Below are 23,267 nucleotides of genomic sequence, written 5' to 3' on the forward strand. Positions count from 1 at the left end.
AGGCCATAGAGGGACGCTCATGGCCATGGGTGTGCGAAGGTTGAAAAGAGGAAGGCGAATTATGTCAATATTATTTACCTACTGCAAGGAAATCTACCGGATGACACGTAAAACCATCGGGGGCCCACTGTATATTGGAGAATTTAGTACACAAACAGGACTATTTTTTCCATTTTTCGGAAGAAACATAAGCGAGCAGCTTTTTGCCTATCTTGATGACAGGGGATGCCTCATGGTGATGCGGCGTCACAAGGGGGATAGATCGCCTTGATTTTATTGCATATCGTCATGCTTTCCCTTGTCCAGGGGATCACTGAATTTCTTCCTATCAGTTCCCAGGCCCATTTGATCCTGGCCTCCAAGGGGTTGGGCTGGCCGGACCAGGGGCTGTTGATCGACGTTGCCCTTCATATCGGTACCCTGGCGGCGGTGCTGGTCTATTGCTGGCGGGATGTCTGGCGGATGGCGCGGGGCCTGGGCCAGGCTTTTGGCGGCACGGTTGATGCGGGTGCCCGTCTTGGCCTGCAGGTGATTTTGGCGACGCTGCCGGTGGTGGTGGCCGGCTATTTCCTGATCGATCAGGTGGTCCATTTCCGCGACCCGCTGGTCATCGGCTGGACGACCCTTGTTTTTGGCGTTTTGCTCTACTTGGCCGACCGTTTTGGCCTTCGCGTTCGCCGGGTTGAACATATGGGTTTTGCCGGGGCCTTTGCCATCGGCCTGGCCCAGGTCTGTGCGCTGGTACCGGGCACCAGCCGTTCCGGTGTGACGATGACGGCGGCCCGGATGCTTGGCTTTGAGCGTGAAGAAGCGGCGCGGTTTTCGCTGCTTCTCGCCATTCCGGCAATCCTTGGTGCCGGGACCCTGGAAGGGATGCATCTTTATGAAATGGAGAATGTGCAGCTGACTCAGGATGCGTTTCTCGGCGCCGCCCTCGCCTTTGTTACGGCGCTTGGGGCCATTTCCCTGATGATGCGGTGGCTGCGGCGCGCCAATTTCACGCCCTTTGTCTTGTACCGGGTGGTGCTGGGCGCAGGCCTTCTGGCCTTTGTTTATTGGGGAATTTTGCCGAGCGACCTGTTTTAAGCCGCAACCTGTCTGAAACCAGCGGTCTTAAACCTGCCGGCTCCAAGCCGTTGTTTCAGGCGCGGTGGGTCTTGCCGCCACCGGGGCGAAAACGGGCAAGCTGGTTCGGCAACGCAATCTCAAGAGGCGTCGGCGCAATTCCCAGATCGGCAAAGCCTTTCACCGACCGGCTGACGACGTTGTCGTTTTCCAGCAGGCGGATTTGATCGCGCGTAAGCGGCGGTACGGGCAGGAATTCCAGAAAAAATGCCGCCAGCCGCGCGACCGCGAAGGGCACAGGTAGCAACGCGCGCCGCCGTTCGATGGTTTTCAGGATCGCTTCCATCAACGCCCGGAAGGTATAGGTTTCGGGCCCGCCAAGTTCGATGATTTCGCCGTCATGACCGTCCAGGGCGCAGGCAATCGCGTCGGCGACGTCCCAGACGGCGACCGGCTGCAGGCGTGTCTTGCCGCCGCCGATCAGGGGAAGAAAGGGGGCGAGGCAGGCCATCGCCGCAAAACGGTTAAAAAACAGGTCCTCCGCTCCAAAAATAACGCCCGGCCGTAGCAGCACGGCTTTTGGAAAGGCAGCGCGGACCGCCGTTTCGCCGGCCGCTTTCGTTTGCGCATAGTGCGACGCCGCCTTTGGATCGGCGGCAAGGGAGGAAATCTGTATGAGGGTGGGCGTTTTTGCTTCCCTGGCCGCCGCAGCAATGCGCTCGGCCCCTTCGACATGGACGGCGCGGAAGGTCTGGTGCCCACGCTCAAAGAGGATGCCGACGAGGTTGATCACGGCGTCCGCGCCCTGGACGGCGCGGGCCACCGATGCGTCGTCGCGTATGTTTGCCTGTACGGGGACGATCTGGCCGACATCGCCAAGCGGCGTCAGAAATGCGGCGGCTTCCGGGTTGCGGACGGCAACGCGCACGCGTGCGCCGCTTGCCGCCAGTCGCCTGACGACGTAACGACCGAGAAAGCCGGAACCGCCGAAAACGGTGATGACGCGTGTTGTTCTGAACCCGACTGTCATAAACCCATCCCGTTCTTTGGAAAAAGTGCCCTGTGGCGCATTTCTTTTCTTTTCAGCCACGTACCTATTATATATGAACACGCGAGGCAACGGCGGCAAACGCCAGCGCTGCCCAGGTGGCGGAATTGGTAGACGCGCTAGCTTCAGGTGCTAGTGGCCGTAAGGTCGTGGAAGTTCGAGTCTTCTCCTGGGCACCATTTTTACAGGGATCGTCGGATCCCATTCTTTTCACGCACATGTCTCCCGTTGGAAGGTGGCCGTCCGGGGGACAATGAACCGGGGCAATAAGCCGGGGGACAATGGAATGAGCATCGAACTACATAAGGGCGATCTGCCCGACGGCCTGGATTTTGGCGAATGCGTCGCCATTGATACGGAAACCCTTGGCCTGCGTCCACACAGGGACCGGCTGTGCCTGGTGCAGCTTTCCGCAGGCGACGGCAATGCGCATCTCGTCCAATTCGCAAAAGACACGTATGACGCGCCAAATCTGAAAAGAATCCTCGCCGATAAGAACGTAACGAAGATTTTCCATTTTGGCCGTTTCGATCTGGCCATCCTTCAGCGTTATCTCGGCGTTCTTGCTGAGCCGGTCTTTTGCACGAAAATCGCGTCGCGTCTTGCGCGCACCTATACGGACCGTCACGGGTTGAAGGACATTTGTCGCGAGTTGTTGAGCGTGGACATATCAAAGCAGCAGCAATCCTCGGATTGGGGCGCGGCGGAATTGACCCAGGCGCAGCGGAATTATGCGGCGTCCGATGTGCTTTACCTGCACCAGCTTCGCGAGAAACTCCTTGAGATGCTGACGCGGGAAGGGCGCCTTGGGCTTGCGGAGGCCTGTTGCAGTTTTCTGCCTTCCCGGGCCTTGCTTGACCTGGCTGGGTGGGCGGATGAGGATATTTTCCACCACTAGTTCCACCTGCTGGTTTCACCGCCAGGCGGCCATTGATTTCGGCACCGGTCCTGGTCGTATGGCATTGATTTTTCAGGCGTTCAGGGCCATACTCGCCACGTTTTTATGCGTCTAGAGGGAAGTATGAAAGCTAAGACAAAGCCGGACAGCACCCCGGACGGTCTTGCCGCCGCGCGCCGCGTGTTTGCGATGGAAGCGGAAGGCATCTCGCGCTTTGCTGCCTCGCTTGGGCAGGAATTTACGGACGCGCTCGATCGGCTGGCTGCCGTAACGGGGCGCGTCGTCGTGACCGGCATCGGCAAAAGCGGCCATATCGCGCGCAAGATTGCTGCTACCCTGGCGTCTGTCGGGACGCCGGCTTTTTTCGTGCATCCGGCCGAGGCCAGCCACGGAGACCTCGGCATGATTACGCCGAAGGATGCCGTGCTTGCCCTTTCGAATTCCGGCGAAACCAAGGAACTTGCCGACCTTCTTGCCTATACGCGGCGCTTCGCCATTCCATTGATTGCGGTGACGGGGAAGGCGAATAGTTCGCTGGCTGAAACGGCGGACGTGACGTTGCTGTTGCCGGGTGCGCCGGAAGCCTGCCCATTTGGGCTGGCGCCGACGACGTCGACAACGGTGATGCTGGCGCTTGGGGATGCCCTGGCCGTGGCTCTGCTTGAACGCAAGGGCTTTACAGCCGATGCGTTTCAGGTGCTTCACCCCGGCGGGCAATTGGGGCGCAATCTGCTTCGGGTTTCCGATGTGATGCATGGGGGTGAAAAAATCCCCCTGGTTGATCGGGACGCGCCGATGGCTGATGCCTTGCTCACCATGACAATGTGCAGCTTCGGCTGCATCGGCGTCTTGCAAAACGACGTTAAACTTATCGGTATTATCACCGATGGCGATTTGCGGCGGCACATGGGCGATCTTCTTGAGAAGACGGCGGCGGACGTGATGACGGGGAACCCGAAGACGATCCGCCCGAACGCGCTGGCGGCAGAGGCGCTCGGCTATATGAACGCGAAGACGATCACGAGCCTTTTCGTGGTTGAGGATGCCCGACCGGTGGGCATTCTCCATATTCACGATTGCCTGCGCGCCGGCATTGCCTAAACGAAAGCGGCCAGCCTTTGCCAAGGCCAAAGGTGACGGTTTTTCGTCCCTGCGCGTGGCGCGTGCGGGGGAGAATTTGTGGAGTGGCAGGGCATGAAACGGTTGAGCCGCCGGATGCGGCGCCTGGGTCGCGCGGGTCGTCTGAGCCGTCTGGACCGGTTGCGCGGCCCACGTGATTTATCAGGCATCCGCCCCCATGCACGCCGCGGTCGGTATGTAGGCATATTGAAATTGCTGTTGCCGGCCATTGCGGCGGTTCTTATTGCGCTTGTCGCGTTTTGGCCGCAGCTTCGCGATCGCACCAATGAATTCCGGGTGCAATTCGTTACCATCGGTTCAGAAGAGGCAGAGACCGTTCAGATGATCAACCCACGTTTCCTAGGCCTTGATAAGGCTGATCGGCATTACACGATTACGGCAGGTCGGGCGATACAGATGGACGACGGGCGTATCAATCTTGAAAACCCGAGGGGCGACATGGTGCTTGCGGGTGGGGCGTGGGTTGTGGTTTCAGGCAATACGGGCACCTATTACAAGGCGCGCCAAGTGCTGGACCTGGTGGGGAACGTCAATCTCTACCATGATTCGGGGTATGAATTTCATACTGAGAAGGCCAGCATCAACCTTCAGGAAGGAACGGCGGCGGGCGATATGCCGACAACGGGTCAGGGGCCTGCCGGCCATGTTCAGTCCGAGGGCTTTCGAATTTTTGATCAAGGTGATCGCGTCCACTTCACCGGCAAGGCCCGGCTGATTCTTTATGGCGAGGAAGGGACGGCCGTCCAATGATGCAAAAACCGTTTCTTGCAAAAACCGTTCTTGCGGCTTTCTTCCTTCTGGCAGCAGCTATTGCGCCTGCGGTGGGGCAGGGGTTGAGCATGGGCGGCGGCAAGGACGACGGCCCGATCGAGATTACGGCCGATGACGGCATCGAATGGTGGCAGAAAAAACTGCTCTACATTGCGCGCGGCAATGCGAAGGCGCATCGCGGCGAGGTGGATCTTTTCGGGGATAAACTGACGGCCCATTACCGGCTGGATGCGGCTGGGGATCGGGAAATCTGGCGCCTGGATGCCTTGGGCAATGTGCGCATTGTCTCGCCAAGCGAGCAGGCCTATGGCGACAAGGGCGTCTATGACGTCGACAAGGGCATCCTTGTTCTGACCGGCAAAGTGCGGCTGGACACACCGCAGGAACGTGTGACGGCGAACAAAAGCCTCGAATATTGGGCAAATAAAAACATGGCGATTGCGCGTGGCGATGCCCTTGCCATTCGTGACGACCGCCGGTTGCGCGGGGACGTTCTGGTTGCCTATTTCAGCCCGCCGGACGCACAGGGCAAACGCAAACTGCGTCGCCTTGAAGCCTATCAAAACGTTCACGTTTCGACGCCGAGCGAAATTGTCCGTGGTGATCGCGGCATCTACAACGTTGAAAGCGGTATCGCGACGATTATTGGATCGGTTAAGATCACGCGCGGCGACGATCAGATGAATGGCGACTATGCCGAAGTGGACATGAAAAGCGGCGTCAGCCGGATGTTGCGTAGCCCGAAGGGCAGCGGCGGTCGCGTGAAAGTGTTGCTGAAGCCTTCAAAAAGCGAGAAAAAAACCCAGAACCCGCTCCAGCGTTAGGAAGATTTTAAACCAAAATGGCGCAAACCAAGGCCATGAAAAAAGAAAAAAAGACCGGGGATGCTCCACGGCTTGTCGCGGACAACACCGGGCTTCGGGCTGTTAAGATTGGCAAGCGCTTCAAGAAGCGGCCGGTGCTGCGCGATGTCAGCCTCCACGTGCAGCGGGGCGAAGCGGTTGGGCTTCTGGGGCCGAACGGTGCCGGCAAGACAACCTGCTTTCACATTATTACCGGGCTGATTACGCCGGATTACGGGCGCATTTTTCTGGACGGCGAAAGCATCGGGGAACTTCCCATGTACCGCCGGGCGCGGTTGGGTGTCGGTTATTTGCCGCAGGAGATGTCGATCTTTCGCGGGCTTTCCGTCGAAGACAACATTCGTGCCGTTCTTGAGGGGGTCGAGCCGGCCCGCGAGGCCCGCGAGACGATCCTGGAGGATCTGCTGGCGGAATTTTCGATTACCCATTTGCGGCGCACACCGGCGCTGGCGCTTTCCGGTGGTGAGCGGCGGCGTGTCGAAATTGCCCGTGCCTTGGCATCGCAACCCAGTTTCATTCTTTTGGACGAGCCGCTGGCTGGCATTGATCCGATCGCCGTTGGCGACATTCGCGACCTTGTTGCCCATCTGAAAGACCGCGGGATCGGTGTTCTGATTACGGATCATAATGTTCGTGAGACTCTTGAAATTGTGGACCGCGCCTACGTTCTTCACGATGGCATGGTCTTGATGGAAGGGTCGCCTTCCGAAATCGTCGCGCATGAAGATGTGCGACGGGTCTATCTTGGAGAGCGGTTCAGTCTTTAACCTTTGGCAGTCGCCATGGCATTGACCCAACGCCTCAATCTTCGGCAATCGCAATCCCTCGTCATGACGCCGCAATTGCAGCAGGCGATCAAGCTTCTGCAATTATCGAATCTCGAACTCACGACCTTTCTTGAAGCGGAAGTGGAACGCAATCCGCTGCTGGAATTCGATGATGGCGGCACGGATTTGCAACCGGCAGCGCCCGAGGAAGGGGCGTCCCCGACTGAAGTCTCCGAGGGCGCACCGTTGGAGGGCGATTTCACGGAAAATTGGGAAGGGGCCGGCAATGAAGATGGCCCGGATCTGAGCGGTTCCTGGGGCAGCGGCCAGGGCGGAAGCTACGGCGGCGACGCGCCGGGTCTTGAACAGACGCTGCCCGGGAAAATCAGCCTGCGGGAACATCTTCTTGGACAATTGAACGTCGATCTGCACAACCCCATCGACCAGGCGATTGGGCACCAGCTTATCAATCTTCTCGATGAATCCGGCTATTTTGCCGGCTCGCTTGAAGACGTTGGCGAACTGCTTGGCTGCGACAACGCACGCGTGATCGAGACGTTTCACATCATGCAGGGTTTCGATCCGTCGGGAATTTTTGCGCGGGATTTAAAAGAATGTCTCGCCCTTCAATTGCGCGAGCGTGACCGGTTGGACCCGGCGATGGAATGCATGCTTGCGCATCTTGACCTGTTGGCGCGCCACGAGACGGACCGGCTTATGAAGCTTTGCCAGGTGGACAGGGAAGATCTGGTCGACATGATTGCGGAAATTCGCTCGCTGGACCCGAAACCGGGGCTGGTTTTCGATACGGCGGTGGCCCAGGCCGTCGTTCCGGACGTGCTTATGCGCCCGCAGCGCGCCGGCGGCTGGCTTGTCGAGCTCAACGTCGAAACCCTCCCAAGGGTTCTCGTCAACAACGCCTACCATCAACGGGTCAGCGCGGAGGCACAAAAAAAGGAAGAAAAGGAATACATCTCCGAACGGTTTCAATCGGCAAACTGGCTGGTGAAATCCCTGCACCAGCGGGCCACGACAATCCTGCGCGTCGCAAGCGAGATTGTTCGTCAGCAGGACGCTTTTTTTCGCCATGGCGTCCAGTATCTGCGCCCCCTCGTGCTGCGCGATATTGCCGACGTTATCGACATGCACGAAAGTACGGTAAGCCGCGTGACGACGAATAAATTTCTTCTTACGCCGCGTGGCGTTTACGAGTTGAAATATTTCTTTACGGCGGCGATTGCTGGAACCGATGGCAGCAAGACCCATTCCGCCGAGGCGGTCCGCCAGCGCATCAAGGCGCTGATCGATGCCGAGACGCCGGATCAGGCATTTTCTGATGACAAGATCGTCGAGATTCTGAAGGCCGATGCCATCGACATTGCCAGACGAACCGTTGCAAAATACCGGGAAGCCCTTGGAATCCCGTCTTCTGTTCAGCGGCGGCGTCAGAAGCGGTCAACGCTGTAGCGGGGCCTATTGACTTGGCGTGGGGCCGGTCCTATCGTCCCGCCGCGCGTAAAGGCACCATGCTTCAAGGGCATGGCAATCGGATTGCCTGAATCCCAATCACTGCTAGGGATCGGTGCTGTAAGGCACCCTGAACCAATTATGGAAATTGCGGATCTAATCACGCCGGAAAGCGTGATCCTTGGCCTGCGGGCAACCAGCAAGAAACAGGTCTTGCAAGCGATTTCTCACAGGGCGGCCTCGCTTGTCGGGTTGCATGAGCGTGCGATTTTTGATGTGCTGCTTGAGCGTGAAAAGCTGGGCACGACCGGCGTCGGTGCCGGCGTGGCCATTCCCCATGGCAGGCTTGGTGGTCTGGATACGCTGATTGGTGTCTTCGCCGTTCTGGAAAAGCCAATCGATTTTGAAGCGATCGACGAGCGTTCTGTTGATCTGATTTTTATGCTGCTGGCTCCTGAAGCGGCGGGTGCCGATCATTTAAAGGCACTGGCGCGAATTTCCAGGCTTTTGCGGGACGAGGCGATCTGCGCGAAGCTTCGCGGTTCCGACACGACGGAGGCGATTTACGCGTTTCTTGTCGGCGTGGACGGGGCCGATGGCGGCTAGGCAGGCACGCGCCAAGCTGACGATGGGTGAGGCGACAAAAAAGGCGGGAGCTTTCGCCCCCGCCCGATAGATTGCCCGCTTTGTCCGTTCTGCCTTGCATTTAGGGAATGCCTGGCAGGAATGTTGGTCGGGCTATTTCTTCCTTAGGGAATTTCCGGAAATTTTTTACGCGGGTCTTCGCCCCTATCAATGGATGCTGACGAGGTGCATGTCGTTTTCCAGGATGGCTGCATGGGCAAGGTTAAGGGCGTGCATCACGGCGAGCTGCGTGCCGTCGGCGGCATGGACGGCAAAGCCCTTTGCCCCCTCTGCATCGATGGGGACAGGGCGCACATAAGCGATTTGCTGCAAGCCCAGGGAGGTAAAGTCACTTCCTGAAAGCTGCCGTAATTCTTCGTTCCCGTTTGTCATCTTTTTTTGTCCTATTCTGCTGTTGCCGTTTCCGTCCGCAGGTTCACCGTCTGGGGTGGCGCCGTACGGTCCTCGCGGATGGAAATCCTGCGGGTACGGCTTTCGACGTTCGGGCGAACCAGGTCAATGTGCAGAAGGCCGTTGTCGTAAGACGCGTCCGTCACCTCAATGCCCTCGGCAAGTACGAACCGCCTTTGGAATTTGCGCGTCGCGATGCCCTGATGATGGAAGGCGCGAGCCGTGTCGGCGTCCTTCTGTTCGCCTGCAATGACCAATTCATTGTCCTCGATGGCTGTGCTCAGATCCTTTACGCCGAAACCGGCAACGGCAAGGGTGATGCGCAGCCCGCCATCCTCCAGCTGTTCGATGTTGTAAGGCGGGTAGCCGTCATTTGCGGCCTTTGTCACGCGATCCAGGGTGCGCTCGAATTGATCGAAACCAAGCAAAAAGGGGCTGTTAAAAAGCGAAAAACGAGTCATTTGCACTCTCCTCATGCCGTCTTTTCGTGCGGCTTCCCCGAAGCGGAGCCCGTCGCACGGCGGCACAGCTGTGGGTCCGGCACTCCGGCACCCGGTGTCGGCGGCCCGGTTGGCACCGCCATTTCTTTGGCTGGTTTTTATCTGGGGAGGGCGGCAAAAAAATCAAGAGGGCGGGGATGGTGGAGCCAGTCGGAATCGAACCGACGACCTCTACAATGCCATTGTAGCGCTCTCCCAACTGAGCTATGGCCCCGAATGCCCGTTTTGCGGCGGGCTGGTCCGGCCCGGCGCGGTGGCAGGGTGGGGGCTTGGGCAGGCAAGAGCAAGGAAAAAAACGAGGCCGGTTTGGGGGTGTGTTTTTTTGCGCTCTGCATGGCCCAATGGCAGTGGGTGGCACCGCGCCATCCCGAAATCCTGGAATAAGACCAACTTGCAGCGGGTTCAATGGGGCTCGAATCCGGTCATGAAAAGACGTAACCTGACGGGTGCGTTGCGTGCCTGCTCTTTTCATTCGGGGGGGATGTCATGTCGGCGAATTCCAAGATTCTTTCTACTTTCCTTGCCATTATTTTCTTCGCGGTTGTTTCCGCGCCTGCTTTTTCCGAAGAAGTGGCCGAAGGAACCGTCATCGACGCTGCCAACCTGAACAAGTTGTCGAGCCAGACCTTCGAGGGCGAAACGATAGCAAGCCTGTTGCCGAAGACGATTCAAGCCTGGATCCGGGAGCGAGGACTGAAGATCGAGCTTGTGCACACGACGCCCTATCCCAAGGATCCAAAGTTGATGGCATGGACCGAGAAAAACCGGACAGCCGTCAAACTGAACAGTAAAACGAAGAAGGTTCAGGGGTGGCAGGCGGGCATTCCTTTCCCCGATATCGATCCAGACGACCCGGATGCCGCCATCAAGATTGTCTACAACATGTATTACGGGAAACCGCGCGGCGACAGTCAGGATCTGTCGAAGGTGTGGACGATTTTTGTGAATGGCAAAGACGGCGTTGAACGCTCCCGCCACGAACGGATTGTCCGGGTCTTCATGAAAGGGCTGTTGCGTCACGAGGAAGGTCCGGTTCTTGGAGATGGAAATATCCTCGAAAAACGGGTCGGCATCCTCTTGAGTCCGCAGGATCAACGGGGCGAAGGGTCGTACCTCGTTCGGTACGACGACGGTCGACTCGATGACATCATCGCCTATCCGGTCAAGACGCGGAAAGTCCGCCGGATTTCTGGCGGCACCTGGATGGATCCCTCGCCGCCTACGGATTTCGTCGGCGACGACTTCGTCATCGCCAGTGCCTTTCCAGCCTGGTATCAGAGCTACAGGCTTCTTGCGAAGAAGAAGATTCTGGTCGTAGCCAACTCACAGAATCCGAACTGGAGGCCGTACAAAACCGGTGACAAACATCCCAGTTTCGATCTCAAGCATCCGCCCTACTGGAATCCGACGGACAAATGGGAGCCGCGTGAGGTCTACGTCGTGGAGGCGATTCCTCCGGAAAATCATCCTTACGGGAAGAAGATCCTTTATATCGATGCCGACAACTGGAACCCGTACATCGGAGAATATTACGACAACGAAGGGGCATACTGGAAAATAGCGATCCTTTCCTACCGCCTTTTTCAACTAAAGGATGATCCCGAGGCGTGGATTGTTTGGCCCCCATGGTCCGTAAACGTGGATTGGCAGCGAAACCATGCGACGATCGTCTTGGATGACAGCGCCCTTGAGGGGTACGCTTTTAACTCCGGTGTGCAGCCGAAAGACCTCAACGTTCAATTCATCATAAAGGAAGGGAAGAAAAACTAAGCCCGCCTACCCATCCTCGATCCGGATTGGTGCCTTAATTATTTTTGTTCCATCTTCGGGCTTGTTCCCCAATTCGGCGGTAGGATCAAGCCGGTCTTCGGCATCTTTTGGATTGTCCAATAGGATTTTCTTAATGGAGCCGCGCATCGCTTGGGGCAATGGGATGCTTTTTTTGCCCTGCATGGCACCGGGGCTTTCAGATGTGGTAGAAATTTCTGGAATCTCTGCTTCACCCGAGGCCCGTCATGCGCCCACTTCAATCCGCTGCTGCCGATCCGCTGCACGGCACCATCCCCGTTCCGGGCGATAAATCTATTTCGCACCGGGCGCTTCTGCTGGGTGCCATGGCCATTGGCGAGACCGAGATCAAAGGCCTTTTGGAAGCGGACGACGTTCGGCGAACGGCGGCGGCCCTGCGCGCATTGGGGGTCGAAATCACCAGAGATGGCGAAGGGGTCTGGCGGCTTTACGGCGTTGGCGTTGGCGGGTTTGCCGAGCCGGATGGTGTGCTCGATTTCGGGAATTCCGGCACCGGCACACGGCTTCTGGCCGGGCTGCTTGCGACGCATCCGTTTACAAGCTTTCTCACCGGTGACGCTTCGTTGCGGCGGCGCCCAATGGGCCGGATCGTCCGGCCCTTGACGTCGATGGGCGCGCGCTTCGTCAGCCGTTCCGGTTTGCGCTTGCCGATGGCCATCATCGGGGCGACCACGCCGGTGCCGATTTCCTATACGCTTCCCGTTGCCTCCGCCCAGGTAAAATCAGCGGTGCTGCTGGCCGGGCTGAACGCGCCGGCTACGACGCGCGTTGTCGAGCCCACGCCGACGCGCGATCATACCGAACGCATGCTGCGTCATTTTGGCGTCCCGATTCGTATTTCCGAAGCCCCGGACGGTGGCCGCATCATTGATCTGGATGGGCAGCCGGAAATAACGGCGCGCAGGCTTTCGGTGCCGGGTGACCCGTCTTCGGCCGCTTTTCCCGCCATGGCGGCGGTGCTCGTTCCCGGTTCGGACATCACGCTCCACGGTCTTGGAACCAACCCCCTGCGGACCGGGTTTTATGAGACGCTTGAGGAAATGGGGGCGAGCCTTGACTGGCAGAACTCGCGCGAGGAAGGGGGCGAGCCGGTCGCCGATCTGCGCGTGACGTCTTCTTCGCTTGTCGCCGTTGAGGTGCCGGGGTCGCGCGCGCCTTCCATGATTGACGAATACCCGATCCTGGCTGTGGCGGCGGCAGCAGCGAAAGGCACAACGGTCCTGAACGGCCTTGGCGAATTGCGCGTCAAGGAAAGCGACCGGCTGGCCGCGATTGCCGATGGCCTTCGGGCCTGCGGCGTTGAGGTGGAGGAAGGCCGGGACCATCTGGCAATCCATGGCACCGCCGGGCGCTTGCCTGGCGGCAGTTGTGTGCGTACCCAAATGGATCATCGGATCGCCATGGCATTTCTTACCTTTGGCATGGCGTCGGAACGGCCCGTTCAGATCGACGATGGCGGCATGATCGAAACCAGTTTTCCGGGCTTCGTCGACCAGATGAATGGGATCGGCGCACAGATTGCTGACGCAGGAAAAGAAACGTGACGGGGGTGTCACCTGTCATCGCCGTTGATGGGCCGGCAGCGGCAGGAAAAGGCACCCTGGCCCGCCGCCTGGCCGAGGCGCTGGATTTTGCCCATCTCGATACCGGCCTCCTTTATCGGGCAATCGGTCTGGCGTTGCTTGATGGCGGCCAAGACCCTTCCGATGAGGTGGCAGCCGTCGCTGCTGCTGAAAAAATGGCGGAATATGACCTTGGAAATCCGGATTTGCGGCAGGAGCGCGTCGCGGCGGCGGCGACAAAATTGGCTGTATTCCAAGCAGTTCGAGGGCATTTGTTGCGGTTTCAGCGCGATTTTGCCGCCCGGCCGCCAGGGGGCAAAAAAGGGGCCGTCGTCGAAGGTCGGGATATTGGCACCGTCGTTCTCCCCGGGGCACCCTGTAAGCTTTTTCTTACGGCCAGTCTGGAAGCGCGGGCGGAGCGGCGGCTTAAGGAGTTGCGGGAACGGGGCACGGAGAGTATAGGTATCAGCCGGATTTTGAAGGAAATGCGCGAGCGCGATGCGCGCGACCAAAATCGGGCTGTTGCGCCGCTTTGCCCTGCGGAAGGCGCGGTGATTATTGATACGACCGAGCTTGATGCGGATGCTGCCTTCAAAGCAGCGATGGAAATCATTCGATCGCTGCGGTCATTGATTGGCCAAGGTCTGATCGATAAGAAGTAACCCTGACGGAAGATGCCTGGTCGAGGCGTACCGTTACGAAGTAGGAGAAGAAGTTACGTGCTGGAAAGTTCTATAGCTGGGGATCAGCTTCCCGTTACGGGAGAAAGCTTTGCCGCCCTTCTAGACGAATCGTTGGGCATGGGGAAAAGCCTTGAGGGGAGTGTCGTTAAAGGCACAATCCTGGGCATCGACAATGACCTTGTGCTGATTGATGTCGGGTTGAAGGCGGAAGGCTATGTTGCTCTGAAAGAGTTTGCCGAGGCAGGGCAGACGCCTGAGATCAAGACCGGCGATGTCGTCGATGTTTACCTTGTTCGCATGGAAAACAAGAACGGCGAGGCAATTCTCAGCCGTGAAAAGGCGCGTCGCGAGGAATCGTGGAACGTTCTTGAAGAGGCTTTCAAGGAGAGCCGTCACGTGTCGGGTGTAATGTTCGGTCGCGTGAAAGGCGGCTTTACGGTGGACCTGTCCGGTGCCGTGGCCTTCCTGCCGGGAAGCCAGGTGGACCTTCGCCCCATTCGCGATGTCAACCACCTTATGGGCACGCCGCAGATATTCCAGATTCTAAAAATGGATCGCCGCCGCAGCAACATCGTTGTTTCGCGCCGCGCCGTGCTTGAAGAATCCCGCGCCTCGGCGCGTTCCGAACTTATTGCCACCCTTCAGGAAGGCCAGGTTCGCGAGGGCGTGGTCAAGAACATCACCGATTACGGTGCGTTCGTCGATTTGGGCGGCGTGGATGGCTTGCTGCATGTGACGGACATCGCCTGGCGGCGGATAAACCACCCTTCCGACGTGCTGAACATCGGCGAAACTGTGAAGGTAAAGGTCATTCGTTTCAACTCGGAAACCCAGCGCATCAGCCTGGGCATGAAGCAGCTTGAGGCGGATCCATGGGATGGCATCGAGTCGAAATATCAGGTCAGTGGCGTCTTCACCGGCCGGGTCACGAACATCACCGACTACGGCGCGTTCGTCGAGTTGGAGCCCGGCGTGGAAGGCCTTGTGCATGTTTCCGAAATGAGCTGGACGAAAAAGAACGTCCACCCCGGCAAGATCATCTCGACCAGCCAGGAAGTCGAAGTCAAGGTGCTGGACGTTGATCGCGAACGCCGGCGCATCAGTCTCGGTCTCAAGCAATGCATGCAAAACCCATGGGAAGCGTTTTGCGAGACCCATAAGGCAGGTGCCATCGTTGAAGGCGAAATCAAGAACGTCACCGAATTTGGCGTGTTCATCGGCCTGACCGAAGACCTCGACGGCATGGTGCATCTTTCGGACCTGGATTGGGTCCGGCCGGGCGAAGAGGTTCTGGCCGAGTTCAACAAGGGGGACATGGTCAAGGCGAAGGTGCTGGAAGTTGATGTCGAGAAGGGGCGTGTCAGCCTCGGTCTCAAGCAGCTTACCGAAGACCCCTATCACGGCGAAGGCCCCAGTGAATTTAAGAAGGGCAGCCGCGTCACCTGTACGGTGGTTACCGTTCAGGAACGCGGCATCGACGTTCAGGTCGCCGATCAGTTCACGGCCTTCATTCGCAGGGGGGATCTATCGCGCGATCGTAGCGAACAACGGCCCGACCGTTTCGCAGCCGGCGACAAGGTGGATGCGCTGGTAACGGCTTTCGATGCGAAAAGCCGGAAGCTTGGTCTTTCGATCAAGGCGCTTGAAGTTCGGGAAGAAAAGAAGGCAATGGCGCAATACGGCTCCTCCGACAGCGGTGCAAGCCTGGGCGATATCCTGGGCGCGGCGCTTCACAAGAAGTCCGCCGAGAAGGCCGCGAATAAAACCGAGGACGCCAGCGCCGAGGACGCCAGCGCTGAGGATACAGATGCCGAGGACGCCAGCGCTGAGGATACAGATGCCGAGGACGCCAGCGCCGAGGAAAAAGACGCCTAAGGGCGGCGGCATTTTCAAAGCGAAGGCCTGTTTGGAGGCGCATTGTCCCTGGATGCTGACATCCGCATCGACCGTCAAACCCTAAAACGCAAGCTCGCGTTCTGGCGTGTGCTTGCCATTCTTGCCGTGGTTGTCGGGCTTTTGGTCATTGGCGGCGGTGGCTTGAATTCGATGCGTGGGCCTTACATCGCCCGCGTTGATGTCACCGGAATTATCGTCGATGATCGCGACCGGGACGCCGTTTTGCGGGCGATTGCAGAAGACGATCGCATCAAGGCCGTGATTGTCCATATCGATAGCCCAGGCGGGACGATGGTCGGCGGGGAGGCAATCTACAGCGCCTTGCGCGACATTGCCGAACAGAAACCCGTCGTCGCTGTCCTTGGTACGGTTGCTGCTTCCGGCGGCTATATGACGGCGCTTGCCGCCGATTACATCCTTGCTCGCGCAGGCACCATCACCGGCTCGATCGGCGTCATTTTCCAGACCGCCGAAATTACGTCTCTGCTGGAGAAGCTGGGCATCAAAACGACGGCGATCAAAAGCGCGCCGCTAAAAGCATCGCCGTCACCCCTCGAAAAACTGACACCGCAGGTGCGACACGTCACTCAGGCCATGGTTGACGACATGTTCAGCGTTTTCGTCGCGATGGTGGCGGATCGCCGCGGCATGGGTCTTGAGACGGCGCGCGCGCTTGCCGATGGGCGGGTCTATACCGGCCGCCAGGCCCTAGCCAGAAAACTGGTGGACGCCCTGGGGGGTGAAGGGGCGGCCCGGAAATGGTTGGAGGCGGCGCGAGGGGTTGCCCCAGGCCTGGCCATTCGCGACGTCGCGATCCATCCTGAACCCCTGCCATGGCGCCAAGCCATCACCGAAATTGTAGGAAAAACGGTTTTTTCTGAAAGGCTTACCCTTGACGGCCTGGTTTCGCTCTGGCACCCTTAAGTGGCGGCATTCGCCATCTGCGTTGATCGACAGGCAGTGCGAAACACGCGCAAAACAATGTATGCGCGCAAAACATGTGTGCAAAACATATGCGGATGATCTGGGCGGACGATCTGGACGACAATGACAAAATCCGAACTCATTCAATTTCTGGCGGAACAGAACCCGCATCTTTACCAGCGGGATATCGAGCGTGTCATCGCAACAGTTTTTGACGAGATTACCACCGCCCTTGCCCATGGGGAGCGGGTTGAGCTGCGCGGTTTCGGCGCGTTCTCGGTGAAACGTCGCGATGCCCGGATTGGGCGCAATCCGCGAACCGGTGAAACGGTCCACGTAGCCGAAAAGTTCATTCCTTTTTTCAAGACCGGCAAGGAACTTCGGGAGCGGCTGAACGGCAAGGCCTGAGGCCCCGCCGATCCCCAAACCCGCCTTCCGGGCCGGAGCGAGACTTCAGGCCATGCGGTTTCTTGCCCGCCTTTTCGCCTTTACCTTCGCCATTTCTGCGGCGTTCTTTGCCGCCGCCAATCCCGGCGATCTGACGGTTCAGCTGTGGCCGCTGCCCTATGTCGTAACCCTGCCCATTTATGCGGCGGTGCTTGGGGCGGCGATTTTAGGCTTTTTTGCCGGTGCCCTGGCCGTTTGGCCATCGCTTCGTCGTTCGCGGCGTGAGGTGCGGCGCGAGGCGAAGGCCATCACCGTCCTTGAGGAAGAAACGGCCCGCCTTGGCGGCCATCTGGAGACGGCGCCGGCGTCGCGGTCCTTCTTCCGGCGGCGGCTTTTTGGGCGCAAGGGCCCGTAACGGGCGGGCTGGGTGGCGTCTGCAAAAACCTGCTATACAGGGCGCATCTTGTTCAGGCCGCGACCCTTCGCGCGAAGGGGTGTTTTTACAACCCGTGTTTTTAGAAACCCACGGCTATGTGAGCGTCGAATTTCATGACCGGAGGCAATTCCGCCCGGAAAATTTTCTGCGCAATCGACACGGACGTTCTTGATACGGCCGTGACCCTTGCGCGCGCCCTTGGCGGCCAGGTTGGCGGCATCAAGCTGGGGCTTGAATTTTTCACTGCGTTTGGATCGCAAGGCGTTGCCGCACTTGGCAAGGCAGCGTCTGGCAAGGCAGCGTCTGGCGAGGCCGCATCTGGTGACGTGCCGCCGCTTTTTCTGGATCTGAAATATCACGACATTCCCAACACGGTCGCCGGCGCCGTAGCTGCCGCTGTGGCGATGAAGCCGGCCTTCCTTACCTTGCACATAGCCGGCGGCGCGGCGATGCTGCGCGCCGCGACTTTGGCGGCGGCGGACGCTGCGCGCGAAGCAAAAATTGATTGTCCCCTTCTTTTGGGGGTGACGGTGCTGACCAGTCTGGACGCGGACGACCTTGACGCCATCGGCCTGCGCGGCCCCGTGGGGGAGCGCGCGCTTCGCCTTGCCGAACTTGCGGCGGAGGCCGGCCTTGATGGCGTTGTGGCGTCGGCACGCGAGGTGCGCGCCATTCGCGAACGGCTTGGCCCGGATTTCAAACTTGTCGTGCCGGGAATCCGACCCGCCTTTGCCCATAGTGCCGCAGATCAGAAACGGACGGCAACGCCGGCCGAGGCGCTGGCGGCGGGTGCCGATTTTCTCGTCATCGGCAGGCCGATCGCAAAAGCCCCCGATCCGCTGGCGGCCCTGCGCCGGATTGTCGAGGAAATCGACGGCAAGTCATGACGATTGAAGCAAAAATCTGCGGCATTGCAACGCCAGACGCCCTTGGGGCGGCGGTCGAAGGGGGCGCAAAGTTCGTCGGCTTTGTCTTCTACGGCCCTTCGCCGCGGAACGTCTCCCCGGACGTCGCGCGCCGGCTTGCCGATGCGACGCCAGCGACGGTGCAGAAGGTCGGGCTTTTTGTGGACGCGACGGATGGGGCGATGGCATCGGTTTGCGAGACGGTGCCGCTCGATTTTCTGCAATTGCATGGCGAGGAAACGCCAGAGCGTGTCGCCGCCATTCGGGAAAAATTCGCCTTGCCTGTGATAAAAGCCATTCGTCTTGGCGCGGCAAGCGACGTTTCTCGCGCAGATGCCTATCTGGAGGTGGCCGACCGATTGTTGTTCGATGCGCGCGGGCCGGTGGGAAGCCTTCCCGGAGGCAGAGGGCAAGCCTTTGAATGGGAATGGCTTTTAGGGTATGACGGGTCTATCCCCTGGCTGTTGTCGGGGGGGTTGAACGCCTCTAATGTGGCAAATGCCGTTCGCTTAAGCGGTGCGTGCGCGGTTGACGTTTCCTCCGGCGTTGAGGACAGGCCGGGTCATAAGGACCCGAGGCGGATCGCTGAATTTCTTTCGGCGGTTTCGGCGCTTTGATATTTTAGGTCAGGGAAGGCTTGAGACAAACGACATGACGGAAACGGCCAGACAAACGCACAACGCCTATCGCAATGGGCCCGATGCCGATGGGCATTTTGGGATCTATGGCGGTCGCTTCGTTGCGGAAACCCTGATGCCGCTTGTCCTTGAGGTGGGGAAGGCCTATGAGGCGGCCAAGGCAGACAACGCCTTTGTCCGCGACCTTGCCTATTACCTCAAATATTATGCCGGGCGTCCCTCGCCGCTTTATTTTGCCGAAGGGCTTACCCGGCATTTCGGTGGTGCGAAGCTCTACTTCAAGCGGGACGAGCTGAACCACACGGGCGCGCACAAGATCAACAATTGCATTGGTCAGGCGTTGCTTGCCCGCAAGATGAAAAAAACCCGCATCATTGCCGAGACCGGCGCGGGCCAGCATGGGGTTGCGACGGCAACCATCTGCGCGTTGTTTGGTCTGGATTGCCGCATCTACATGGGCGAAGTCGATATGAAGCGGCAATCGCCGAACGTTTTTAGGATGAAGCTGCTGGGCGCGGAAATTGTGCCGGTCACGTCTGGTTCGTCGACGTTGAAGGATGCGATGAACGAGGCGTTGCGCGATTGGGTGGCGAATGTGGACGACACCTACTACCTGATTGGCACCGCCGCAGGCCCGCATCCCTATCCGCAAATGGTGCGCGATTTTCAATGCGTGATCGGCGGCGAGACAAAAAAGCAGATGATGGAAGCCGAAGGCCGTAACCCCGATACCCTGGTGGCGTGCATCGGTGGCGGGTCGAACGCCATCGGTCTGTTCCACCCTTTTCTGGACGACCCTGATGTGGCGATGATCGGGGTCGAGGCGGCCGGCAAGGGCCTTGAAACGGACGCCCATGCCGCCTCCCTTGCCGCCGGATCGCCTGGTGTTCTCCATGGCAACCGCACCTATCTGTTGCAGGATGACGACGGGCAGATCCAGAACGCGCATTCGATTTCCGCTGGCCTTGATTATCCCGGCATCGGGCCGGAGCATGCCTGGCTTCATGATTCAGGCCGGGTGGACTATGTGGCCATTACTGACAGCGAAGCCCTGGATGCCTTTCAGCTTTGCGCGCGCAAGGAGGGCATTATCCCGGCCCTTGAACCGGCGCACGCCCTTGCCCATGTCGCAAAAATCGCCCCGGATTTGCCGGCGGACCATCTGCTTGTCATGAATCTTTGCGGTCGCGGCGACAAGGATATCTTCACGGTTGCCGATGCGTTGGGGATCGTGCTTTGAGCGTAGAGAAGCCCTCCGCACCCAGCTCTCGCCTGGCCGTGCGGTTTGCCGAATTGGCCGAGGCCGGCCGGGCCGGCTTCATTCCCTTTATCACGGCGGGGGACCCCGATGCGGCGACCTCCCTTGCCATCCTTGAAGGCCTGGCGGACGCGGGCGCGGATGTGATCGAGCTTGGCATGCCGTTTTCGGACCCGATGGCTGACGGCCCGACAATCCAGGCAAGTTCGCTGCGCGCGCTGAAAGCCGGCGCCACCCTTCGCCACACCCTTGCGATGGTGCGTGAATTTCGCAAGGAGAACACGCAAACGCCCCTCGTCCTGATGGGCTATTACAACCCCATTTATGTTTATGGCGTGGCGGCCTTTTTGCGCGACGCGCTGGACGCGGGCGTTGATGGCCTGATCGTTGTGGATTTGCCGCCCGAGGAAGATCGCGAGCTTTGTCTGCCGGCGGTAAAGACGGGCCTGCCTTTTATCCGTCTGGCGACACCGACGACGGACGATCAACGCGTGGCGAAGGTTCTCGAAAATGCGAGCGGCTTTCTCTATTACGTTTCAATTGCCGGCATCACCGGCACGCGCGCGGCACCCGATGCCGTTGTGGCCAAGGCGGTGGCGCGTCTTCGTCAGCATACGGCGCTGCCCATTGCCGTTGGCTTTGGCATTCGTTCCCCGGAACAGGCGGAAAAGATTGCCGGCACGGCCGACGCCGTTGTCGTTGGCTCGGCAGTGGTGGCGAAGATCGAAGCGGGGCTTGCATCAAACGCGTCCCAGGCGGAGGTGGTCGCCGCCGTTCTTCATTTTGTTACGGAACTGTCCGATGGCGTGCGCCGCGCCGTTCATAAACCAAAACCATCCGTTTCCAGAAAGGGCGTTGCATGAATTGGTTGCGTAACTTTGTTCGTCCCAAAATTCGGGCCATCGTTCGCAAGCGCGACGTGCCGGAAAATCTTTGGGAAATCTGTCCCGATTGCGGGCAGATGATTTTTCACCGTGAATTGGAAGCGAATTTACGGGTTTGTCCGGAATGCGGCTTCCACATGCGGCTTTCGGCGACGGCGCGGCTGGCCCTGCTTTTCGACGGGGGGGAATATCAGCGGGTTGAACTGCCAGACGTGCCTGCGGATCCACTGAAATTCCGCGACAAGCGGCGTTACGCGGAGCGTTTAAAGGACGCGCGCACCAAGACCGGTGAGGCGGACGCGATCCTTGTGGCCCACGGGAAAATCGGCGGGATTCATACCGTTGTTGCTGCCTTTAATTTTGCCTTTATGGGTGGGTCCATGGGCATGGCCGTCGGTGAGGGCATCGTGACGGCAGCGCGGCTTGCCCTGCTCCAGGAATCGCCGTTTGTCATCATTCCCGCTTCCGGCGGCGCGCGCATGCAGGAAGGCGTGCTGTCCCTGATGCAGATGGCGCGCACAACGGTGGTTATTCAGGAAATCAAGGAGGCGGGCCTGCCCTATATCGTCCTTTTGACGAACCCGACGACCGGCGGCGTTACGGCATCTTTTGCCATGCTTGGCGATCTAGCCATTGCCGAGCCGGGTGCCATCATCGGCTTTGCCGGCGCGCGTGTGATTGAAACAACGATTCGCGAATCCCTGCCGGAGGGGTTTCAGCGCGCGGAATACCTTCTTCAGCACGGGATGATTGACATGGTGGTGCCGCGCTCAGAGCTTCGCGATACCCTGGCGCGTATTTTAGGGCTGCTGCGCAATCGCGACCCGGCGGGTGAAATCGTTCCCATCGCGCAGCCTTCGGTAGCGCCACCCCGTCCGGACTGATCGTCCATGTCGTTTCGCAGATTCCCGTGACGCTGATGGTGGACCCGATTCTCGAACGATTGTCGGCACTTCACCCAAAGGCGATTGACCTTTCGCTTGACCGGATCGAACGCCTGTTGGCGGCACTTGGCAACCCGCAGGCAGCACTTCCACCGGTTGTTCACGTGGCGGGTACAAACGGCAAGGGGTCGGTCATTGCCTTCTTGCGGGCGATTTTCGAGGCCGCCGGCTATCGCGTCCATGCCTATATTTCGCCCCACCTTGTTCGTTTCAACGAGCGCATTCGCTTAAGCGGGCGGCTGATTGATGAGGCGGCTCTGGCCCGTCTGCTTGCGCGCTGCGAGGCGGCGAATGAGAAGAAAGCGATTACCTTTTTTGAAATCACGACCGCCGCTGCCTTTCTGGCTTTTGCGGAAGCGCGTGCGGCGGGTGATGTGCTGTTGCTTGAGACGGGGCTTGGCGGGCGACTGGACGCGACGAATTTGGTCGCCAGGCCACTTCTGTCCGTGTTGACGCCAATTGCAATGGACCACACGCAATTTCTGGGGCCTTCTCTTGAGGGGATTGCAGCCGAGAAGGCGGCGATTTTGAAGCCAGGCGTGCCGGCCATCATCGGTCCACAGCGGCGCGCGGCGGCGGCGGTTATCAAAGCGCGGGCGCAGGCAATTCATGCGCCGCTTTTCCGGGCGGGACAGGAATGGTCGATTGCCGTCACCGGAGAAGGGATGGAATATCGCGACGGAATGGGTGCAATCCCGCTTCCCTTGCCGGCCCTTGCCGGGGACCACCAGATTGAAAATGCCGGCATTGCCGTGGCGGCGGCACGCGCGTGCGTGGCCCGCGAGTGCGTGGCCCGCAGTTGTATGGTTCACGGCGATACCGGCGGCAGTGCGGTGCACGACGGTGCGGTGCGCGTTGGGGCCGATTTTTCGATTTCCAACGCGGCCCTGGCCGAAGGCTTGCAAAAGGTCCGCTGGCCAGCGCGTTTGCAGCGCCTTTTGCGTGGGCCGTTGCTTGCCCTGCTGCCGCCAGGGGCCGAACTTTGGATCGATGGCGGGCACAATGCCCATGCGGGCGCGGCGCTTGGCCGTTGGGCGGGGGCACAACCGTACCCCCTTTCCCTTGTCGTCGGCATGATGGCAACGAAAGACCCGGAGGCCTTTCTGAAGCCTCTGGCACCCTATGTGGACGTGTTTTGCGCGGTGCCCATCGCCGGCAGCAGTGCGGCGGCGCTTTCTCCGGCGGCACTGGTTGCCGCAGCAAGGCGTGTGGGGATCGAGAAGGCCTTTGCCGCCGATGACCCCGGGTCGGCGATCCGCCGCGTCGTTGCGGCCGGTTCCCCCCCGGCACCCCGGGTTCTGATGGCCGGCTCCCTTTACCTTGCCGGTGAGGTGCTTGGGCCTGAATTTCCGCCCGACCCCCTGTCCTAGAGCGATTCTTGGCGTTA

At 59.4% G+C, this 23,267-nt stretch carries 24 protein-coding genes and 2 tRNA genes; 22 read left to right on the forward strand and 4 right to left on the reverse strand.

Annotated features, from left to right (window positions below; all coding sequences use genetic code 11):
• The first annotated feature begins 267 nt into the window (after positions 1-267).
• Positions 268-1,086 (forward strand): undecaprenyl-diphosphate phosphatase, encoded by an 819-nt coding sequence (locus COA65_10330; GenBank protein ID PCJ56661.1) that lies wholly within the window; start codon positions 268-270, stop codon positions 1,084-1,086.
• A 55-nt stretch (positions 1,087-1,141) separates the two neighbouring features.
• On the opposite strand, the gene COA65_10335 is transcribed toward COA65_10330, so the two are convergent.
• Positions 1,142-2,095 (reverse strand): complex I NDUFA9 subunit family protein, encoded by a 954-nt coding sequence (locus tag COA65_10335; protein PCJ56692.1) that lies wholly within the window; start codon positions 2,093-2,095, stop codon positions 1,142-1,144.
• A 110-nt stretch (positions 2,096-2,205) separates the two neighbouring features.
• On the opposite strand from COA65_10335, the gene COA65_10340 reads away from it, so the two are divergent.
• The 8 genes from COA65_10340 to ptsN all read left to right on the forward strand — a co-directional run bounded on the left by COA65_10340 (position 2,206) and on the right by ptsN (position 8,625).
• A tRNA-Leu gene (locus COA65_10340) sits at positions 2,206-2,292 on the forward strand.
• Between the two features lie 107 nt (positions 2,293-2,399).
• Positions 2,400-3,011, forward strand: a complete 612-nt coding sequence (locus COA65_10345; protein PCJ56693.1) for a ribonuclease D — start codon at positions 2,400-2,402, stop codon at positions 3,009-3,011.
• Between the two features lie 123 nt (positions 3,012-3,134).
• Positions 3,135-4,112: a KpsF/GutQ family sugar-phosphate isomerase gene (locus COA65_10350; GenBank protein ID PCJ56662.1), complete on the forward strand. Its 978-nt coding sequence runs from the start codon at positions 3,135-3,137 to the stop codon at positions 4,110-4,112.
• Between the two features lie 93 nt (positions 4,113-4,205).
• Positions 4,206-4,901, forward strand: a complete 696-nt coding sequence (lptC, locus tag COA65_10355) for an LPS export ABC transporter periplasmic protein LptC (protein PCJ56663.1) — start codon at positions 4,206-4,208, stop codon at positions 4,899-4,901.
• Positions 4,898-5,746 carry a hypothetical protein gene (locus COA65_10360; GenBank protein PCJ56664.1) on the forward strand — a complete coding sequence of 283 codons (849 nt, stop codon included), beginning with the start codon at positions 4,898-4,900 and terminating at the stop codon, positions 5,744-5,746. The genes lptC and COA65_10360 overlap by 4 nt, the downstream gene beginning before the upstream one ends.
• 17 nt (positions 5,747-5,763) lie before the next feature.
• Positions 5,764-6,552, forward strand: coding sequence for an LPS export ABC transporter ATP-binding protein (gene lptB / locus COA65_10365; GenBank protein PCJ56665.1), 789 nt, complete (start codon positions 5,764-5,766; stop codon positions 6,550-6,552).
• Positions 6,553-6,567: 15 nt separating this feature from the next.
• Positions 6,568-8,019: an RNA polymerase sigma-54 factor gene (gene rpoN, locus COA65_10370; GenBank protein PCJ56666.1), complete on the forward strand. Its 1,452-nt coding sequence runs from the start codon at positions 6,568-6,570 to the stop codon at positions 8,017-8,019.
• A gap of 141 nt (positions 8,020-8,160) precedes the next feature.
• Complete coding sequence (ptsN, locus tag COA65_10375) at positions 8,161-8,625, forward strand: PTS IIA-like nitrogen-regulatory protein PtsN (GenBank protein PCJ56667.1); 465 nt, start codon at positions 8,161-8,163, stop codon at positions 8,623-8,625.
• Between the two features lie 186 nt (positions 8,626-8,811).
• Here ptsN and COA65_10380 read toward each other — a convergent pair whose 3' ends face one another.
• The 3 genes from COA65_10380 to COA65_10390 all read right to left on the reverse strand — a co-directional run bounded on the left by COA65_10380 (position 8,812) and on the right by COA65_10390 (position 9,768).
• Entirely contained in the window at positions 8,812-9,036 is a 225-nt protein-coding gene (locus COA65_10380; GenBank protein PCJ56668.1) for a hypothetical protein, read from the reverse strand.
• A gap of 11 nt (positions 9,037-9,047) precedes the next feature.
• A complete protein-coding gene (locus COA65_10385) occupies positions 9,048-9,515 on the reverse strand; it encodes a heat-shock protein Hsp20 (protein ID PCJ56669.1) in 468 nt (155 codons plus the stop codon).
• 177 nt (positions 9,516-9,692) lie between these two features.
• Positions 9,693-9,768: transfer RNA gene (locus COA65_10390), tRNA-Ala, on the reverse strand.
• Between the two features lie 272 nt (positions 9,769-10,040).
• On the opposite strand from COA65_10390, the gene COA65_10395 reads away from it, so the two are divergent.
• The 13 genes from COA65_10395 (at position 10,041) to COA65_10455 (ending at position 23,250) form a co-directional block, all read left to right on the forward strand.
• A complete protein-coding gene (locus COA65_10395) occupies positions 10,041-11,324 on the forward strand; it encodes an outer membrane lipoprotein-sorting protein (GenBank protein ID PCJ56670.1) in 1,284 nt (427 codons plus the stop codon).
• A gap of 245 nt (positions 11,325-11,569) precedes the next feature.
• Positions 11,570-12,907: a 3-phosphoshikimate 1-carboxyvinyltransferase gene (gene aroA / locus COA65_10400; protein ID PCJ56671.1), complete on the forward strand. Its 1,338-nt coding sequence runs from the start codon at positions 11,570-11,572 to the stop codon at positions 12,905-12,907.
• A gap of 5 nt (positions 12,908-12,912) precedes the next feature.
• Positions 12,913-13,587: a cytidylate kinase gene (locus tag COA65_10405; protein PCJ56694.1), complete on the forward strand. Its 675-nt coding sequence runs from the start codon at positions 12,913-12,915 to the stop codon at positions 13,585-13,587.
• Positions 13,588-13,599: 12 nt separating this feature from the next.
• Positions 13,600-15,483, forward strand: coding sequence for a 30S ribosomal protein S1 (locus tag COA65_10410; protein ID PCJ56672.1), 1,884 nt, complete (start codon positions 13,600-13,602; stop codon positions 15,481-15,483).
• Between the two features lie 42 nt (positions 15,484-15,525).
• A complete protein-coding gene (gene sppA, locus COA65_10415; GenBank protein ID PCJ56673.1) occupies positions 15,526-16,428 on the forward strand; it encodes a signal peptide peptidase SppA in 903 nt (300 codons plus the stop codon).
• A 123-nt stretch (positions 16,429-16,551) separates the two neighbouring features.
• On the forward strand, positions 16,552-16,836 hold the full coding sequence (locus COA65_10420) for an integration host factor subunit beta (GenBank protein PCJ56674.1): 285 nt from the start codon (positions 16,552-16,554) through the stop codon (positions 16,834-16,836).
• Positions 16,837-16,888: 52 nt separating this feature from the next.
• The gene (locus tag COA65_10425) at positions 16,889-17,230 is read left to right on the forward strand and encodes a hypothetical protein (protein ID PCJ56675.1); all 342 of its coding nucleotides are present in this window, start codon (positions 16,889-16,891) and stop codon (positions 17,228-17,230) included.
• A 134-nt stretch (positions 17,231-17,364) separates the two neighbouring features.
• The gene (locus COA65_10430) at positions 17,365-18,138 is read left to right on the forward strand and encodes an orotidine-5'-phosphate decarboxylase (protein ID PCJ56676.1); all 774 of its coding nucleotides are present in this window, start codon (positions 17,365-17,367) and stop codon (positions 18,136-18,138) included.
• Positions 18,135-18,773 carry a phosphoribosylanthranilate isomerase gene (locus COA65_10435; GenBank protein ID PCJ56677.1) on the forward strand — a complete coding sequence of 213 codons (639 nt, stop codon included), beginning with the start codon at positions 18,135-18,137 and terminating at the stop codon, positions 18,771-18,773. The genes COA65_10430 and COA65_10435 overlap by 4 nt, the downstream gene beginning before the upstream one ends.
• Positions 18,774-18,807: 34 nt before the next feature.
• Positions 18,808-20,034 (forward strand): tryptophan synthase subunit beta, encoded by a 1,227-nt coding sequence (gene trpB / locus COA65_10440; protein ID PCJ56678.1) that lies wholly within the window; start codon positions 18,808-18,810, stop codon positions 20,032-20,034.
• Positions 20,031-20,915 (forward strand): tryptophan synthase subunit alpha, encoded by an 885-nt coding sequence (locus COA65_10445; protein PCJ56679.1) that lies wholly within the window; start codon positions 20,031-20,033, stop codon positions 20,913-20,915. Before trpB ends, COA65_10445 begins: the two co-directional genes overlap by 4 nt.
• Positions 20,912-21,820, forward strand: coding sequence for an acetyl-CoA carboxylase carboxyl transferase subunit beta (locus tag COA65_10450; GenBank protein PCJ56680.1), 909 nt, complete (start codon positions 20,912-20,914; stop codon positions 21,818-21,820). Before COA65_10445 ends, COA65_10450 begins: the two co-directional genes overlap by 4 nt.
• A 35-nt stretch (positions 21,821-21,855) precedes the next feature.
• Positions 21,856-23,250 carry a bifunctional folylpolyglutamate synthase/dihydrofolate synthase gene (locus COA65_10455; protein PCJ56681.1) on the forward strand — a complete coding sequence of 465 codons (1,395 nt, stop codon included), beginning with the start codon at positions 21,856-21,858 and terminating at the stop codon, positions 23,248-23,250.
• The last annotated feature ends 17 nt before the right edge of the window (positions 23,251-23,267 follow it).

It is taken from the genome of Rhodospirillaceae bacterium (assembly GCA_002746255.1).
GTDB lineage: Bacteria > Pseudomonadota > Alphaproteobacteria.